Genomic DNA, 16,850 nt, shown 5'->3' on the forward strand with positions numbered 1-16,850 from the left:
TGCGCCCGCAGCGCAAGCGCGTCGCCCGACCTTCGCGCATACACAGCATGCAAGCTTGCGCCTGTGGAAGCCGGCGCCTCCGTAGTACATGCCGAACGTCCCCCATGGCTACGCCGCCGGAGCAGCGCGCCAACAAAAATGACGATCACGTTACCTGCCGCCGCGCGCGAGCCCGACCATCCCACCGCCGACGGTCTTACGTCGACGCAGCGGCGCTGGGCGGTTGCCGCGATCTTCACTGCGCTCGCGATGGCCTCGCTCGACACTGCCATTGCCAACATCGCCCTGCCGGCCATCGCCGCCGACCTGCACGTCACGCCGGAGCAGTCGGTCTGGGTCGTCAACGTCTACCAGATCGCGCTGGTGGCGACGCTCTTGCCGCTGGGAGCGCTCGGCGAGATCGTCGGGCACCAGCGCATCTATCTCGGCGGACTGATCCTATTCACCATTGCCTCGCTGTTTTGCGCGGTGGCATGGTCGCTCGACAGCCTGTTGCTGGCGCGCACGCTGCAAGGGCTGGGCGCGAGCGGCATCATGAGCGTCAACACGGCGCTGGTGCGCTTCGTCTATCCCGGCCGCATGCTCGGCCGCGGCTTCGGTCACAACGCACTCGTGGTCGCGACCGCCTTCACCTTCGGGCCCTCGATCGCCTCCGCCATCCTCGCCTTCGGACCCTGGCCGTGGCTGTTCGCCGTCAACATCCCGTTCGGCCTCATCGCCATCGGCATCGGCTTTGCCATGCTGCCGAAGACCCCGCGCGCTGATCACGGCTTCGACTTGCTCGGCGCGATCCTGGCCACCGCCTGCCTCGGCCTGTTCATCACCGGCATCGGCAGCGCCGCGCACAATCTGTCGCCATTCGTGGTCGGCATCGAGCTGGTCACAGCCCTCGTGCTCGGTGTGATCCTGACCCGCCGCCACGCCGACCATCCCGCGCCGATGCTGCCGATCGACCTGTTCGCCAGGCCGATGTTCGCGCTGTCGGCGGCAACGGCGGTGTGCTCCTTCGCCGTCCAGGGCCTCGCCTTCGTCTCGCTGCCGTTCTATTTCGAGGATGTGCTCGGCCGCTCGCAGGTCGAGACCGGCTTCTTCATGACGCCCTGGCCGCTGGTGGTCGGCATCATGGCGCCGATCGCAGGCCGCCTCTCCGACCGCCATGCCGTCGGGCTGCTCGGCGGCATCGGCCTCGTCCTGCTGGGTCTCGGCATGGCGCTGCTCGCGACACTGCCGCCCAATCCCGCCATTGCCGACATCATCTTGCGGATGGTGATCTGCGGCATGGGCTTCGGCTTCTTCCAGGCGCCGAACATGAAGGCGGTGATGGCAAGCGCGCCGCCGCACCGCAGCGGCAGCGCCTCCGGCATCGTCGCGACCGCGCGCCTAACTGGGCAGACCACTGGCGCGGCGCTCGCCGCCGCCTGCTTCGCACTCGCTGGCCACGAGGGCGCGACGCTGGCGCTGGCGCTCGGCGCGGGCTTTGCCGCGCTCGGCAGCGTGATGAGCTTCCTGCGGCTCGCCGTGAAGTAAGCTGTCAGGCCGCCGTCACGCCGACAGCCACCGGAGCGACGGTCTCGTTGTCCAGCGCGGCCAGGCGCTCGTCGATCGCCGCGATGACCTTGCGGGAGTACGGGCCGAGATGTGCATAGGCCGCGATCATCTGCACGGCGATGCGCGCCGATGACGTGTCGCGCTTGGCGCAGTTCATGAAGGTCTGCCAGAGCGGCCCCCGCGCCTCAGGAAGCGCGGACACCACCTTGTGCACGGTCTCCATGGCTCCGAGCTTGGAGCGGATATCGCCTTCGGCAAGCTCGGAACGCTGCCTCGACCGGTCGAGCAGCGTCATCAGGCGGTCGACACGTGCTGCATAGGCCGCCGGGCTGTAGACGTGTTCCAGCACCCGCTTGTAGTCCGTCAGGATGTCGCGCAACGGGCGGACCGGATCGAAATTGATGCCCGCCGTGCACTGATCGGCGCCAATCGTCGGCGCCACGTCGTGCCCGGAATGCAGCCGGCCTTCGCGCTCCAGCCGGCGCGTGAGCTGCGTGTTGGGCAAGGCATAGAGCAGGCCGACCATGGCGACGGGGATTGCCGCCTCCTCGATGAAGTCGATCATCGCCTCCGCCATCGAGACCTTCTCGTTGTCGAAGCCAACGATGAAGCCCGCGGTGACGAGCATGCCGGCGGCGTAGATCTTGTGGATGCTCTCGGCGATGTTGCGCCGCGTGTTCTGCTTCTTGCGCATCGCGACCAGCGTCGCCGGGTCCGGACTTTCGATGCCGACGAAGATGCCGAAGAAATTGGCCGCACCCATCAACTCCAACAGCTCCGGGTCGTCGGCGAGATTGACCGAGGCTTCCGTGGAGAATTCGAACGGATAGCCGTGCGTGCGCTGCCATTCGGCGAGCTTCGGCAGGAACTGCCGCAGCGACTTCTTGTTGCCGATGAAATTGTCGTCGACGAAGTCGAGATGACCGCGATAGCCCATCTTGTAGAGCGTCTCGAGTTCGACGAACATCTGCTCGATCGTCTTGGTCCGCGGCACGCGCCCGTAGAGTTCGATGATGTCGCAGAATTCGCAGGTGAACGGACAGCCGCGCGAATATTGCACACCGAGATAGAGATAGTCCTCGAACTTGAGCAGGTCGAAACGCGGCACCGGCGTCTTGGTGACGTCAGCCTGGAACTTCGGTGCGGTGAAGAGGCCGGATCGCGCGCCGCTCTCCCAGGCCGCGATGAATTCGTTCATGACGCTCTCGGCCTCGCCGAGCACCCGGAAGTCGGCCCGTTCATAGATATGGGGGCTCGAGGTGGGGTCGGGTCCGCCGACCACGACCGGCTTGCCGGCAGCGCGGCAGAGCTCGATCAGACGCAAGGTGTCGGCCTGCTGGGGCAACATTCCGCCGGTGAAGACGACGTCGGCCCAGGCGAGATCCTCCTCCCCGAACGGCGCGGTGTTGCAATCGATCAGCCGGACGGTCCAGCTCTCGGGCAGCATCGCGGCGACGGTGATCAGGCCCAGGGGGGCGGCCGGGCGCTTGACGCCCAGCACTTTGCAGGATTCGCCGAAGGTCCAGAAGGACTCTGCCGAGAACAGCGGGTAGAGCATCAGTACGTTGCAGGGACTCGGCACGTTCATGGAACTCCTTTTGCGTCGGCGCAGTGTACCAAAGCGCCCGCGACTTGCACCCCGGCAATAGGGACAAACTGTCGCCGCAGCGCAAGCCGCGCGGGGCCCTGGAACCGGCATTCACAGCCGGACGTCGCCTCAAGCCGCGGATTGGCGCCCTCGGAACAAGGCCTCAACCCGAATCGATTGCGAAGGGATGAGCCAAAACGGCGTCCCGGTCCATACCCCAGAGCGAGGGCCATGCGCCCTGGCCGCGCTCGGTTTGTTGATTTGAACCTCGGACTATTGATTTGAACCGTTCCAGTTTGCCGCACACATTGCGCCCCTGAGTTCAATCGGTGGATTGGGCCAATCAGGGGACTTGCGATGGCAAACCTAACAATCAACGGAAAACCCTTCACGCTCGACGTCGAGCCGGATACGCCGCTGCTTTGGGCAATCCGCGAGAATGCCGGCCTGACCGGCACCAAATACGGTTGCGGCATTGCACAATGCGGTGCCTGCACGGTTCACCTCGATGGCGTTGCGATGCGCTCCTGCGGCATCTCGGTCAGCGAGGCCGAGGGCAAGCAGATCACCACCATCGAGGGGCTCGCCTCGGGCAATACGCTGCACAAGGTGCAGGAGGCCTGGATCGCCCAGGACGTGCCGCAATGCGGCTATTGCCAGAGCGGCATGATCATGGCGGTGGCCGCGCTCTTGAACGAGAAGCCGAAGCCGACCGACGCCGACATCGACGAGGCCATCACGAATATCTGCCGCTGCGGCACCTTCCAGCAGGTGCGCGAGGCGATCCACACGATCGCGAGCGCGTAAGGAAATCCCCACATGAACAAGCATATATCGCCGCGGCTCAACCGCCGCGCCTTCGTCATCGGCACCGCTGCGGTCGGTGCCGGCCTTGCCATCGGCCTCGACCTGCCCTTCGGCGGCCCCGCCGTGGTCCGCGCCGCCGACGGCTCGCCGGAGATCGGCGCCTGGGTCGTGGTCAGGCCCGACGACACCGTGGTGATCCGCATCGCCCGCTCGGAGATGGGCCAGGGCTCGCTGACCGGCCTCGCCCAGCTCGTTGCCGAGGAGCTCGAATGCGACTGGACCAAGGTCACGACCGAATATCCGACGCCCGGCCAGAGCGTCGCGCGCAAGCGCGTCTGGGGCGATTTCTCGACTGGCGGCAGCCGCGGCATCCGCTCCTCGCAGGACTATGTCCGCAAGGGCGGCGCCACCGCGCGCGTGATGCTGATCCAGGCCGCAGCCGACGCCTGGAAGGTGCCGGCCTCCGAATGCAGGGCCCAGAACAGCGTCATCACCCATACGCCCTCGGGCCGGACCACGACCTATGGCAAGGTCGCCGAAGCTGCGGCGAAGCTGACGCCGCCGGCGGACGTCAAGCTGAAGGATCCGAAGGACTGGAAGCTGATCGGCAAGGGCGTCAATCGGCTCGACACGGTCGACAAGACCACCGGCGCGATGATCTACGGCGTCGACGTCAAGCTGCCGGGCATGCTGAACGCTGCGATCAAGGACTGCCCGGTGTTCGGCGGCAAGCTGAAGAGCTTTGACGAAGCCAAGATCGCCAACATGAAAGGCGTCAAGAAGGTCGTCAGGGTCGGCGACACCGCCGTCGCGGTCGTCGCCGACACCTGGTGGCACGCCAAGACCGCGCTGGAAGCACTGCCGATCGTCTGGGACGAAGGCGACAACGCAAAAGTCTCCAGCGAGTCGATTGCGAAATGGCTGGCCGAGGGCCTCGACAATGCGCAGCCGGCCTATGTCGGCAACAAGAACGGCGACGCGAAGGCCGCGATTGCCGGCGCCGCCAAGAAGGTCGAGGCCGTCTACTCCTATCCCTACCAGAACCACGCCACGATGGAGCCGATGAATGCCACCGCGCTCTACACGGCGGACCGATGCGAGGTCTGGTGCGGCACGCAGAACGGCGAGGCGGCGTTTGCAGCGGTGCTGGAAGCGTCCGGCCTGCCGCCGGAGAAGTGCGACGTGCACAAGGTGATGTTAGGCGGCGGCTTCGGCCGGCGCGGCCAGACCGACTATGTTCGCCAGGCGGTTATGATCGCCAAGCAGATGCCGGGCACGCCGATCAAGCTGCTGTGGTCGCGCGAAGAGGACATGGCGCACGGCAGGTATCACCCGATCACCCAGTGCAAGATGACCGGCGCGTTCGATGCCAACAACAACCTGATCGCGCTGCACTACCGCCTGTCCGGGCAATCGATCCTGTTCTCGCTCCGCCCCGAAGCGTTGCAGAACGGCATGGATCCCGCGGCATTCCAGGGCGTCGCCCAATCCGGCGAAGCCGCATTCGGCTATTCGGTGCCGAACCTTCTGGTCGAGCATGCGATGCGCAACCCGCACGTCCCACCCGGCTTCTGGCGCGGCGTCAACGTCAATCACAACGCGATCTACATGGAATGCTTCATGGACGAGCTCGCCCATGCCGCAGGCCAGGACCCGCTCGAATTCCGTCGCAAGCTGATGGGCAACCACCCCAAGCACCTCGCGGTGCTCAATGCGGTGGCCGAGAAGATCGGCTGGACCACGCCGGCGCCGCAAGGCGTCTATCGCGGCATCGCGCAGGTGATGGGCTATGGCAGCTATGTCGCCGGCGCCGCCGAGATCTCGGTGACAGAGGGCAGCAAGATAAAGGTGCATCGCATCGTCGCCTCCACCGATCCCGGCTACGTCGTCAATCCGGCGCAGGTGGAGCGACAGGTCGCCGGCTCCTTCGTCTATGGCCTCTCCGCGCTGTTCTACGGCGGCTGCACGGTGAAGGACGGCAAGATCGAGCAGACCAACTTCGACACCTACAACTCGATGCGCATCAACGAGATGCCGAAGGTGGAGGCGGTGATGGTGCCGAGCGGCGGGTTCTGGGGTGGCGTCGGCGAGCCGACCATCGGCATCGCGGCGCCGGCGGTGCTGAACGCGTATTTCGCCGCGACCGGCAAGCGCATCCGCCATGTGCCGCTGCGCGACCAGAACATCACCTTCGCGTAAAGCATGATCCGGAGAAGTGTGGAGCGGTTGTCCGAAAAGATCATGCTCAAAGGACAAATCGCGGCGGCCGTATCGGCCGCCGCAGCATTTTCCGGACAGGTCTCATGAATGCGCCGGTGACGCGGCGGAATGCCGTCCTCGGCATCGCCGTCGCGGCTACATCGCTCGCCGCCCCTTCGATCCTGCGCGCGCAATCGGCGGGCCGCGTCGTCGTGGTCGGCGGCGGCTTCGGCGGCGCGGCTTGCGCCCGCGCGCTCGCGCGCGCCGATGCTAAATTGCAGGTCACCCTGATCGAGCCGAACCAGACCTACATCTCCTGTCCATTCAGCAACGAGGTGATCGCGGGCCTGCGCGAGATCGAGGCGCAGCAGTTCGGCTATGACAAGCTTGCCGCCGGGGGCATCAGCATCGTCATCCAGGCTGCGACGGGCATCGACACGCAAACGCGTCGTGTGACGACGGGGGATGGCACCACGTTCGGCTATGACCGCCTCGTGCTCTCGCCCGGCATCGACTTCCATCTCGAAGCCCTGCCCGGCTACGACGGTGCCGCGCCGGAGACGATGCCGCACGGCTGGAAGGCCGGCGCGCAAACGCTTTTGCTGCGCCGGCAATTGGAAGCGATGGCGGACGGCGGCACGATCGCCATTGCAATCCCGGCCAATCCTTCCCGGTGCCCGCCAGCGCCCTACGAGCGCGCGAGCCTGATCGCGCATTACCTGAAGTCGAGAAAGCCGCGGTCGAAAGTTCTGATCCTCGATGCCAAGGACGCGTTCTCTCAGCAGCGGCTGTTCGAGAAAGCGTGGAAGGAGCTCTATGGCGACATGATCGAGCGAGTCGCACTGTCGCAAGGCGGCCGCGTCACCTCGGTCGATCCGACGATGCGAACCATCGTCACGGAGTTCGGCAACTACACCCCTGACGTCGCCAACGTCATCCCGCCGCAGCGCGCGGGGCGCATCGCCGCCATCGCGGGCGCTGCGGACGCGACGGGCTGGTGCCCGATCGATCCCGTCACGTTCGAGTCGAAACTCGTTTCGAACGTCCACGTCATCGGCGATGCCTGCCTCGGCGGCGGCATTCCCAAATCAGCATCCGCTGCGAGCGCGCAAGGCAAGGCCTGTGCTGGAGCGATCATGAATCTCCTTGCAGGCCGCGCACCGGAGGCGCCACGCCTGACAGGCGTCTGCTACAACGTCGTCGCGCCCGGTTACGGCTTTTCGCTGGCCGGCAATTACGAGCCCAGGGGCGACATCTTCGCCGAGGTCGAGGGCGGCGCCACCAGCCCGGTCGACGCGCCGCGCGAATTGCGCGCCCGCGAGGCGGACGAGGCCGAGCGCTGGTTTGAAACCATCACGGCGGACACCTTTGGCTAGAGCACCGATCCATATCGCAGCGCTGATCTCTGCCAGCCTCGCCTGCAGCGCGAGCGCGGACGAGCTCGTGCCCTACACAATCGTCGGCGACGGCATTCCCGCCTCGCTCACCGGCTCGCCCAGCGATGCCACGCGTGGGCGCGCGCTGGTGCTCGCACGCACGACGACCTGCATCCTCTGCCATTCCGGCCCATTTCCGGAAACGCGGTTCCAGGGCGACCTCGCGCCTGATCTTGCCGGTGCCGGGAACCGGTGGTCCGCGAGCCAGTTGCGGCTTCGACTGGTCGATGCCTCGCGCTTCAATCCGGACACCATCATGCCGTCCTATTATCGCAACGACGGCCTCGTCCGCGTCGGACGCAACTTCGCCGGCAAGCCGATCCTGTCGGCTGCGGAGATCGAGGACATCGTGGCTTTTCTTGCAACGCTTCGGGACTAGGTTTCATGCCAACCACGCGACGACAATTCTTGAACCTCGCCGGAGGCGTGACAGTCGCCGGCACGGTCCCGATCGTGACGCTGCGGCCGCTTCAAGCGACGCCGGCGATGCTCAACGCTGCGATCCGTAACCTCGTCGGCGAAGCCCAGCTTCGCAGCGGCAGGATCAGGCTCGACATTCCGCCGCTGGTCGAGAACGGCAATACGGTGCCGATAACGGTCAGCGTTGCAAGCCCGATGACGGCGGACGATTACGTCAAGAGCATCCACGTCTTCAACGAGAAGAACCCGCAGCCGAACATCGGCAATTTCTATCTTGGTCCTTCCTCCGGCCGCGCCCAGGTCTCGACCCGGATCCGGCTCGCCGACACCCAGAAGGTGGTCGCGATCGCGCGCCTGTCCGACGACACGTTCTGGCAGGTTGCCGCCGATGTCGTCGTGACGCTGGCGGCCTGCACCGAGGAGATGAACTGATGGCCGCCCTCATCAACGTTCCCTCGAAAGCCAAACGCGGCGAGATCATCGAGATCCGCACGCTGACCTCGCACATCATGGAAACAGGATTCCGCCATACCGCGGACGGCAAGCTCGTGCCGCGCGACATCATCACGAGCTTCATCTGCCGCTACAACGGCGCCGAAATCTTTCGTGCCGACCTGTTTCCGGCGATCGCGGCGAACCCATATTTGTCGTTCTTCACGGTGGCCAAGGAGAGCGGCAAGTTCGAGTTCGAGTGGATTGGCGACAACGGCTATTCGTCCACCGCATCCGCATCGATCAGGGTCGAATGATCGCTTGGCGCGCGATAGCGGCGGCGGCGATATTCCTCGTCACGGGCCCAGCCCTGCTCGCCGCAGAGATCCCGCCCGATGCGCGCCGCTCCGGCTATGCCTTCATGGGCCCGGACACCCGGGCGATGCAGGACGACGACACCGCCAATCCCGGCATGCTGTTCGTGCTCGACGGCGAGCAGCTGTGGAAGAAGAAGACCGGCAGCGCCGACAGGGCATGCGCCGATTGTCATGGCGATGCGCGCACCAGCATGAAGGGCGTCGCGGCGCGTTATCCCGCCTTCGACAAGGCACTCGCGCGCCCCGTCACGCTCGACCAGCGCATCAATCTCTGCCGGGCCAATCATCAGCAGGCAACGCCGCTACCTAACGAGAGCCGCGACCTGCTGGCATTATCCGCGTTCATCGCCCACCAGTCGCGTGGCAATCCGATCACGGCCGGCGACGATCCGCAGCTCAAGCCGTTTGTCGACCAGGGCCGCGAGCTCTTCATGCAGCGCGAAGGCCAGCTCAACCTTGCCTGCACCAACTGCCATGACGACAATTTCGACAAGCGCCTCGCGGGCGCTCCGATCACGCAAGGACAGCCGACCGGCTATCCGCTGTATCGACTGGAATGGCAGACGCTGGGCTCGCTGGAGCGACGGCTGCGCAGCTGCATGAGCGGTGTCCGCGCCCAGGCCTATGATTACGGCTCACCCGAGTTGGTCGCACTCGAACTGTACCTGATGTCGCGGGCGCGCGGCCTGCCGATGGAAACGCCGGCGGTACGCCCCTGAAACAGAAGCGGCCGGACCATCCGCCCGGCCGTTCCGCAACAATGAAGCCGGGCCTACTCCGCCGGTGCGGCCGACATCTCCGGATGCGCGGCATAGTGTTCGCTGGCGCCGAGCTTGCTGGCGGCGAACAGGCCTGCCGCCATCACGGCGTAGGCCAGCGCGACCGCAGGGGTCACGCCAAAGCCGCCGCCGATACCGACGGCCTCGCCATGCATGAAGCCGAAATAGGTCAGGATCGCCCCGACCAGCGCAAAGGCGGAGGCCTTCTCGAAATCGCGCTCGATGATGAAGACACCGATAGCGCCGAGGATGAGGCCGCCGAGGATGGAGCCGCCGCCCATGACTTCGAGGCCGTGATAGAACACGCCCTGCTGCGGCAGCGCCGCCACCGCTGCGGTCTTGACCGCGTCGGCCTTGTCGGCCGCCATCCCGCCGACGGTTGCTGCCGCAGTCATGGTCGAGGCCAGCATCGTATCGATCTGGAGCTTGGCCCAGGCGGCAAGGTGCGGGGTCAGTGCCAGCACGATCGCAGGCGCGTGCTTGACCGGCGTGGTCTGGAACGCCTGCGCGCCGATCAGCATGCCGATGTAGAGCAGGATCGGAGAAATCGCGACCACGGGCACCAGCGCCAGCAGCACCGAGATGATGCCGAACCAGGACAGCACCACCACCATGATGCCGGTCGCAGCCGAATAGCCGATTCGGCCGCCCATCGCCTTCCAGCCGGGATGGCCGATATAGACCGCGTTGATGAAAGGATTGCCCATCAGGCAGCCGATCAGGCTGACGACGCCGTCGGCGGTGAGCACGCGCGTGGTCGGATAGTCGTCGCCGGCCGCTTCCGCGCTCTCGACATTGTCCATGGCCTCGACGAGGTCGTAGATGCCGAACGGAATGGCCGTGACCAGGATGATGCCGAGGAATTCGAAGCCGGAGAAGACGTAGCCAAACGCCGGGATCGGCACCGAGAAGCCGAAATTGGCGAAGGCCGCACCGACGCCCGCGATGCTCAGGCCGCCGAGGCCGAGCCCGAACAGGTTCGAGCCCCAGGCGATGATCATGCCGGCCGCGATTGCGACGAGGCCCGCGGGAATGCCGCGCCAATACTTCACGCCGCCGAACCAGCTCACCAGGATGATGGCGAAGCAGACGAGACCGATCTGCGGCGTCATGTACATCTCTAACGCTGGCCGCATCGAGATGAAGGTGACGGAGACCCCTGCGAGCGTGCCGAGCAGCGCCGCGCGCGGCGTGATCTTGCGGATGAACGGCGCGATGAAGCCGCCGATCATCAGGATGAAGCTCTGGAAGAATACCCAGACGAGGCCCGCCGACCACCCCTTGAGCGGATCGCCGGTCTTGAGCGTGATCGGCAGCATGATCACGAAGGTCACGATGAACATGTGCGGCACGCTGACGCCCGACGGCAGCGCGCAGACGTCGTTGCGGCCGGTCTTCTGGGCCAGGCGATAGGCGAGATAGGCGTAATAGAAGGTGGAGAGACACATCATCAGCCCGAGCGCGGGCAGGATGCGGCCGAACACGAGGCTGTCGGGCATCTTCAGCAGGAAGCGCAACAGGCCCGTGAGCACCAACATGTTGACGAGGATGTTGGTGCCGAAGCCGAACAACGCGTTCCAATCGCCCGACGTCCATAGCGCCGGCTTGAAGTCGAACTTGTTCAGATCAGAACTGCCGGCCGCCCCCGTCAATGTGCTCATGATATACCCCTATGTGGTCGAAACCTTCATTGCCTCCAGAACTGCGGCTGAATCCGCGACCCAACCGAAGATGCCGCCCTGGGCCTTGATCATCTTCAGGCCCATCTCGTGAAACTCGGGGAAGTAGGACGCGCAGCCGTCGGCGATGACGACGCAGCGATAGCCGCGGTCGTTGGCCTCGCGCACCGTGGTGTTGACGCACACTTCGGTGGTGACGCCGCACACCAGCAAATTCTCGATGCCGTATTTTTCCAGGACCTCGCCGAGCTCGGTCGCGTAGAACGCCCCCTTGCCGGGCTTGTCGATCACGATTTCGCTGTCGAGCGGATAGAGCTCGGGAATGATGTCGTGGCCGGCCTCGCCGCGAATGAGGATGCGGCCCATCGGACCGGGATCGCCGATGCGAAGGCTCGGCGCGCCGCGCTCGACCTTGGCCGGCGGCGCGTCGGAGAGATCGGGCAGATGCCCCTCCCGCGTGTGAATGACCAGCATGCCGGTGTCGCGCGCGGCCGTCAGCACCGCGCCGATCGGCTTCACCGCGCGCGCGAGCTGGCTGACGTCGTTGCCCAGCGTCTCGCCGAAACCGCCGGGCTCCATGAAGTCGCGCTGCATGTCGATGATGAGGAGCGCGGTGGCGGGCCAGTCGAGCGTGATCGGCTCAGGCTCGGCGCTGACGACGCCCCTTGTCGGCTTGGCTGAGTTCAACATGACGGCCCCGCGAGAACTCTCCTGAGCGGGAGTTCTGCAAGCGCCGTGCCATTGTGTACAATTGCGGTTGAGCGCGGGTAGCGAGGGAATTTGTCGTCTGGTCAGAAGGTTACGCCGGCGATCGGCGTCTGCTCATTCCCTGTGCGACGGCTTCGCGCCGTGCATTTGCCTAAGAGATAAGCGGCTTCCTCCGTCATTCCGGGGCGACGCGCCAGCGTCGAGCCCGGAATCCATCGGGCCGCGGTACGCGAGGTGAAATGGATTCCGGGTTCGCGCTACGCGCGCCCCGGAATGACGAGCAGAGGCTACCGCCCTGCCCCATACAGCCGCCGATACTCCTCCTCATACGGCGCATAGGACTCCTTCAGCGTCGCCATGTTCAGCAGCATGGCCGCCACCATCGCGCCCGCCTTGTCGAACACGCGCGTCTTGACCCAGGCGCTTTCGGTGCGGCGGCTGCCGGACAGCGCGACCACTTCGCGCTCGACCTCGTATTCCTCGCCCTCGAAGAGCGGACCCTTGAGCAGGCGGATCTCCTGGTCGGCGAACAGGCCGACGGCCGGGCCCTTGGCCGGCAGCGGATCGTCCTTGGAGCGGTACTGGAACAGCACGCTCAGCATCTCCATCGGGATGATGGGCTTGCCCCACGGATTATCCGCGCCCGAATAGTACGGCGAGCTTTCGGTGATGACGGCGAGCTTCTGCCTCAGCGAGAACGGATAGAGGTCGCCCATGTTCTGGTCGAACGCCATGCGCACCGACTGCCGCTTGCCGGTCACACCGACTTGCACGTCGCGAAGGATCACCGGGTCGGCGAGCGGCTTAAGCTCACGCAGACGCAGATCAAGGGCGGTTGGGCTGTCGACGATGGAAGCCGTGCCGCGCAGCACTTCGGTGCCGTCCCGCTTGACCATTTGAATTTGACACTCCGGTTGCTCATCCGAAGAAGCCATCAGGATCGCCTGCACCTCTTCCCCCTCGTAGCAGACGCTGCGATAGTGGGCAGAAAGGCAACCTCTTTCAAACCAGACCTGCCCCCATCGCCGCTCGCAAAGCGGGGCAAACTGGCTGAAATGCGTCGGACCCTCGATCGTCCCGCCCTTGAAGCCGAGCTTCTGCGCGGTGGCGTCGTCATGAATCGAGGCGTGCGCGTCGTAAGTTTGCGCCTGCAGCATCTGGCGTGGCCGACGCCACGGCCCGACCAAGGCGCCTCCGGTCTGAGTGATCTCGGTCTCGAACGCCGTCATGTTTTCCTCCGCGTGCAAGCCATGACTAGCAGGAGCGCCACGGATGCGGCCAGCGATATTGACTTCGCTGGCCCATCCTTTTGACTGTCACAATTCGCATCGCGCAGCCGCGATTCCTCCCGCAGCGCAAACCTCCCGCCGAACGAAAGACGAGGACTTCCGAATGACGCTGTTGCAGGTCGAGCTGGACGACAAATACCGGCTCGAATCGAAGCGGATCTTCCTGTCCGGCACGCAGGCCCTGGTCCGCCTGCCCATGTTGCAGCGCGAACGCGACCGGCTTCAGGGCCTCAACACCGGCGGCTTCATCTCGGGCTATCGTGGCTCTCCGCTCGGTATGTACGACCATGCGTTGTGGCGGGCGAAGGCGCACCTTCAGCACCACGACATCGCCTTCGTGCCCGGCCTCAACGAGGATCTGGCGGCGACCGCGGTCTGGGGCAGCCAACAGCTCGGCCTGTTTCCCGGAGCCAAGGTCGATGGCGTGTTCGGAATCTGGTACGGCAAGGGCCCGGGCGTCGACCGCTCGGTCGATGCGCTCAAGCACGCCAATGCCGCCGGCACCTCGCGCAACGGCGGCGTGCTGGCGCTCGCTGGCGACGACCACGGCTGCCAGTCCTCGACGCTGGCGCATCAGAGCGAGCAGGTGTTCGCGGCGGCGCTGATTCCCGTGATCAATCCTGCCACGCTCCAGGACTATCTCGACCTCGGCCTCTACGGTTTTGCACTGTCGCGCTTCTCGGGCTGCTGGGTCGGCTTCAAGGCGATCAGCGAGACCGTGGAGAGCTCCGCGTCGATCTATAGCGACCCTGAACGCATCCAGATCGTGGTGCCCGACGATTTCGAGATGCCGCCCGGCGGCCTCAACATCCGCTGGCCCGATCCGCCGCTCGAGGCTGAGAAGCGCCTGTTCGGCCCCAAGATGGCCGCGGTGCAGGCCTTCGCCCGCGCCAACCAGCTCGACCGCATCGTGCTAGATTCCAAGCCTGCGCGGCTCGGCATCGTCGCGACTGGAAAAGCCTATCTCGACCTGCGCCAGGCGCTCGTTGATCTCGGCATCACCGACAAGGACGCGCAGGACCTGGGCCTTCGCATCTACAAGGTTGCCTTGACCTGGCCGCTGGAGGAAAGCGGCGCGAAACGTTTCGCTGAAGGTCTTCAGGACGTGCTGGTGGTCGAGGAGAAGCGCGGCTTCATCGAAGACCAGCTGATGCGCATCCTCTACAACGTCGATGCCTCAAAGCGTCCGACCGTTACGGGCAAGCGCGACGAGCGTGGCGCACCGCTGTTGCCGAGCGAGGGCGAGCTGACGCCGACCATCGTCGCCAGCGCGCTGGTGGCGCGCTTGCGCAAGCTCGGCCATCACAGCCCGGTGCTGGAGCAGCGCCTCGCGCGGCTCGAGGCCTTCGACAATCCCGTCACGACCAGCACGCCGATCAAGCTGGCGCGTACGCCGTTCTTCTGCTCGGGCTGCCCGCACAACACCTCGACGCGGGTGCCCGAGGGCAGCCGCGCCATGGCCGGCATCGGCTGCCACGGCATGGCGCTGAGCATGCCGACCCGCCGCACGGATCTGATCTCGCATATGGGCGCCGAGGGCGTGAACTGGATCGGCCAGTCGCCCTTCACGAACGAGAATCACATCTTCCAGAATCTCGGCGACGGCACCTACACGCATTCCGGCCTGCTCGCCCTTCGTGCGGCTTCGGCCGCCGGCATCAACATCACCTACAAGATCCTCTACAACGACGCCGTGGCGATGACCGGCGGCCAGCCCGCCGAAGGCGCCTTCAACGTCGCGCAGATCGCCCATCAAGTCTGGGCCGAAGGCGTCAAGCGGCTTGCGATCGTCTCCGACGATCCCACAAAGTATCCGCAAGGCGGATACTTCCCGCAAGGCGCGACCATCCACCACCGCCGCGAGCTCGATGCCGTGCAGCGCGAGCTGCGCGATATCAAGGGCCTAACGGTCATCATCTACGACCAGACCTGCGCCGCCGAGAAGCGCCGCCGCCGTAAGCGCGGGCTCTATCCCGATCCCGCCAAGCGCGCCTTCATCAACGAGCTCGTTTGCGAAGGTTGCGGCGATTGCTCGCAGGCCTCGAACTGCGTCTCGGTGCAGCCGCTGGAGACCGAATTCGGCCGCAAGCGCCAGATCGACCAGTCGAACTGCAACAAGGACTTTTCCTGCGTCGAGGGCTTTTGCCCGAGCTTCGTCACCGTCCATGGCGGCTCGCTGAAGCGGATGAAGACCTCGGCTGTGGATTCCGGCCAGCTGTTCGCGGATCTGCCGCTGCCGCCGGCGCGTGAGCTGGACGGGCCCTACAACATCCTCGTCACCGGCATCGGCGGCACCGGCGTCATCACCATCGGTGCCCTGCTCGGCATGGCTGCCCATGTCGACGGCCGCGGCTGCTCGGCGCTCGATTTCACCGGCCTGTCGCAGAAGAACGGCGCGGTGATGAGCCATGTCCGCATCGCCCCGAAGCCGGAAGATATTTCCGCGGTCCGCATCACCACGGGCGGCGCTGACGTCATCCTCGGCTGCGACATGATCGTTTCCGCGGGCCCGACGGCGCTGAGCCGCGCCGAGCGCGGCGTGACCAAGGCCTACATTAACGCCGATCTGCAGCCGACCGCGAGCTTCGTGCAAAACCCCGATCTCGATTTCGAGATGGGCGCGATGCAGACCGTGCTCCGCGACGCGATCGGCGACAACAACCTCGACATCATCGACGCAACAGGCATTGCCGCGGCCCTGATGGGCGATTCCATCGCAACCAACCCGTTCATGCTGGGCTTTGCGTTCCAGAAGGGCGCGATCCCGCTGTCGCTGGAGGCCCTGCTCCGCGCCATCGAGATCAACGGCGCTGCGATCGAGATGAACAAGCTCGCCTTCACCTGGGGCCGGCTCGCAGCCCACGACATGTCGCGCGTGCGCAGCGTGCTTCAGTTCAAGGCTAGAGCGTCCGCGCCGGCGAAATCACTCGACGACATCATCGCGACGCGCACCGAATTCCTGAACTCCTATCAGGACAAGGCCTATGCCGACCGCTACCTCGCAGCCGTCGCCAAGGTGCGCAAGGCGGAGAGCGCGGCTTCGCCTGGGTCAACCGAGCTCACCGAAGCGGTCGCAAAGAACCTGTTCAAGCTGATGTCCTACAAGGACGAATACGAGGTCGCCCGGCTCTACACCGACGGCAGTTTTGCAAAAAAGGTGTCCGAAAAATTCGATGGTGACTTCACGCTGAAGTACCATCTGGCGCCGCCGATCTTCACCAAGCGCGACAAGACGACCGGACATCTGCAGAAGCAGGAGTTCGGCAGCTGGATGATCCACGCCTTCCGCGTGCTCGCCAGGCTCAAGTTCCTGCGCGGCAGCGTGTTCGATCCGTTCGGCCGCACCGGGGAGCGCCGGACTGAGCGGAAATTGATCGCGGATTATCTGGCGATGATCGACCAGCGGATCACAGGGCTGAAGCCGGATCAAATCCCGCTGCTGGCAAGGCTTGCGCGCGTGCCGGAGACCATCCGCGGCTTCGGCCACGTCAAGGAGGCCAACATCAGGCTGGCGGCGGCCGAGACGGCGCGGCTGGAAGCGGAGCTGGAGAACAGCCGCTTTGCCGCCGCGGCGGAGTAGAGGCTAGG

Annotated in this window: 13 protein-coding genes; 9 read left to right on the forward strand and 4 right to left on the reverse strand. The window is 65.4% G+C overall.

Annotated features, from left to right (window positions below):
- Positions 1–138: 138 nt before the first annotated feature.
- Positions 139–1,527 carry an MFS transporter gene (locus ACTEK7_RS10565; RefSeq protein WP_225146149.1) on the forward strand — a complete coding sequence of 463 codons (1,389 nt, stop codon included), beginning with the start codon at positions 139–141 and terminating at the stop codon, positions 1,525–1,527.
- A 4-nt stretch (positions 1,528–1,531) separates the two neighbouring features.
- Here ACTEK7_RS10565 and ACTEK7_RS10570 read toward each other — a convergent pair whose 3' ends face one another.
- Positions 1,532–3,136 (reverse strand): B12-binding domain-containing radical SAM protein, encoded by a 1,605-nt coding sequence (locus ACTEK7_RS10570; RefSeq protein ID WP_225146150.1) that lies wholly within the window; start codon positions 3,134–3,136, stop codon positions 1,532–1,534.
- 357 nt (positions 3,137–3,493) lie between these two features.
- Here ACTEK7_RS10570 and ACTEK7_RS10575 point away from each other — a divergent pair, with 357 nt between their 5' ends.
- From ACTEK7_RS10575 to soxA, 7 genes are all read left to right on the forward strand, one after another.
- Complete coding sequence (locus ACTEK7_RS10575; RefSeq protein ID WP_036004329.1) at positions 3,494–3,943, forward strand: (2Fe-2S)-binding protein; 450 nt, start codon at positions 3,494–3,496, stop codon at positions 3,941–3,943.
- A 12-nt stretch (positions 3,944–3,955) separates the two neighbouring features.
- On the forward strand, positions 3,956–6,142 hold the full coding sequence (locus ACTEK7_RS10580) for a xanthine dehydrogenase family protein molybdopterin-binding subunit (RefSeq protein ID WP_225134181.1): 2,187 nt from the start codon (positions 3,956–3,958) through the stop codon (positions 6,140–6,142).
- A 104-nt stretch (positions 6,143–6,246) separates the two neighbouring features.
- Positions 6,247–7,518 carry an NAD(P)/FAD-dependent oxidoreductase gene (locus ACTEK7_RS10585; protein WP_225139648.1) on the forward strand — a complete coding sequence of 424 codons (1,272 nt, stop codon included), beginning with the start codon at positions 6,247–6,249 and terminating at the stop codon, positions 7,516–7,518.
- A complete protein-coding gene (gene soxX, locus ACTEK7_RS10590; RefSeq protein ID WP_036004323.1) occupies positions 7,511–7,957 on the forward strand; it encodes a sulfur oxidation c-type cytochrome SoxX in 447 nt (148 codons plus the stop codon). Before ACTEK7_RS10585 ends, soxX begins: the two co-directional genes overlap by 8 nt.
- A 5-nt stretch (positions 7,958–7,962) precedes the next feature.
- Positions 7,963–8,430 carry a SoxY-related AACIE arm protein gene (locus ACTEK7_RS10595; protein WP_225146151.1) on the forward strand — a complete coding sequence of 156 codons (468 nt, stop codon included), beginning with the start codon at positions 7,963–7,965 and terminating at the stop codon, positions 8,428–8,430.
- Positions 8,430–8,747: a thiosulfate oxidation carrier complex protein SoxZ gene (gene soxZ / locus ACTEK7_RS10600; protein ID WP_036004317.1), complete on the forward strand. Its 318-nt coding sequence runs from the start codon at positions 8,430–8,432 to the stop codon at positions 8,745–8,747. The genes ACTEK7_RS10595 and soxZ overlap by 1 nt, the downstream gene beginning before the upstream one ends.
- Positions 8,744–9,526, forward strand: coding sequence for a sulfur oxidation c-type cytochrome SoxA (gene soxA / locus ACTEK7_RS10605; protein WP_225146152.1), 783 nt, complete (start codon positions 8,744–8,746; stop codon positions 9,524–9,526). Before soxZ ends, soxA begins: the two co-directional genes overlap by 4 nt.
- Positions 9,527–9,579: 53 nt before the next feature.
- On the opposite strand, the gene ACTEK7_RS10610 is transcribed toward soxA, so the two are convergent.
- From ACTEK7_RS10610 to ACTEK7_RS10620, 3 genes are all read right to left on the reverse strand, one after another.
- Positions 9,580–11,247 (reverse strand): regulator, encoded by a 1,668-nt coding sequence (locus ACTEK7_RS10610; protein ID WP_225146153.1) that lies wholly within the window; start codon positions 11,245–11,247, stop codon positions 9,580–9,582.
- A gap of 9 nt (positions 11,248–11,256) precedes the next feature.
- Complete coding sequence (locus tag ACTEK7_RS10615) at positions 11,257–11,955, reverse strand: cysteine hydrolase family protein (protein WP_225139651.1); 699 nt, start codon at positions 11,953–11,955, stop codon at positions 11,257–11,259.
- 305 nt (positions 11,956–12,260) lie between these two features.
- The gene (locus ACTEK7_RS10620; protein WP_225146154.1) at positions 12,261–13,202 is read right to left on the reverse strand and encodes a hypothetical protein; all 942 of its coding nucleotides are present in this window, start codon (positions 13,200–13,202) and stop codon (positions 12,261–12,263) included.
- A gap of 163 nt (positions 13,203–13,365) precedes the next feature.
- Here ACTEK7_RS10620 and ACTEK7_RS10625 point away from each other — a divergent pair, with 163 nt between their 5' ends.
- Positions 13,366–16,842, forward strand: coding sequence for an indolepyruvate ferredoxin oxidoreductase family protein (locus ACTEK7_RS10625; protein WP_225146155.1), 3,477 nt, complete (start codon positions 13,366–13,368; stop codon positions 16,840–16,842).
- Positions 16,843–16,850 lie beyond the last annotated feature (8 nt).

Source organism: Bradyrhizobium sp. JHI2711 (assembly GCF_056156565.1).

Bases quoted from the DNA above. Each gene is read 5' to 3' on its own strand.
- ACTEK7_RS10565 (WP_225146149.1), top strand. From the start codon at position 139: ATGACGATCACGTTACCTGCCGCCGCGCGCGAGCCCGACCATCCCACC.
- ACTEK7_RS10570 (WP_225146150.1), bottom strand. From the start codon at position 3,136: ATGAACGTGCCGAGTCCCTGCAACGTACTGATGCTCTACCCGCTGTTC.
- ACTEK7_RS10575 (WP_036004329.1), top strand. From the start codon at position 3,494: ATGGCAAACCTAACAATCAACGGAAAACCCTTCACGCTCGACGTCGAG.
- ACTEK7_RS10580 (WP_225134181.1), top strand. From the start codon at position 3,956: ATGAACAAGCATATATCGCCGCGGCTCAACCGCCGCGCCTTCGTCATC.
- ACTEK7_RS10585 (WP_225139648.1), top strand. From the start codon at position 6,247: ATGAATGCGCCGGTGACGCGGCGGAATGCCGTCCTCGGCATCGCCGTC.
- ACTEK7_RS10595 (WP_225146151.1), top strand. From the start codon at position 7,963: ATGCCAACCACGCGACGACAATTCTTGAACCTCGCCGGAGGCGTGACA.
- soxZ (WP_036004317.1), top strand. From the start codon at position 8,430: ATGGCCGCCCTCATCAACGTTCCCTCGAAAGCCAAACGCGGCGAGATC.
- soxA (WP_225146152.1), top strand. From the start codon at position 8,744: ATGATCGCTTGGCGCGCGATAGCGGCGGCGGCGATATTCCTCGTCACG.
- ACTEK7_RS10610 (WP_225146153.1), bottom strand. From the start codon at position 11,247: ATGAGCACATTGACGGGGGCGGCCGGCAGTTCTGATCTGAACAAGTTC.
- ACTEK7_RS10615 (WP_225139651.1), bottom strand. From the start codon at position 11,955: ATGTTGAACTCAGCCAAGCCGACAAGGGGCGTCGTCAGCGCCGAGCCT.
- ACTEK7_RS10620 (WP_225146154.1), bottom strand. From the start codon at position 13,202: ATGACGGCGTTCGAGACCGAGATCACTCAGACCGGAGGCGCCTTGGTC.
- ACTEK7_RS10625 (WP_225146155.1), top strand. From the start codon at position 13,366: ATGACGCTGTTGCAGGTCGAGCTGGACGACAAATACCGGCTCGAATCG.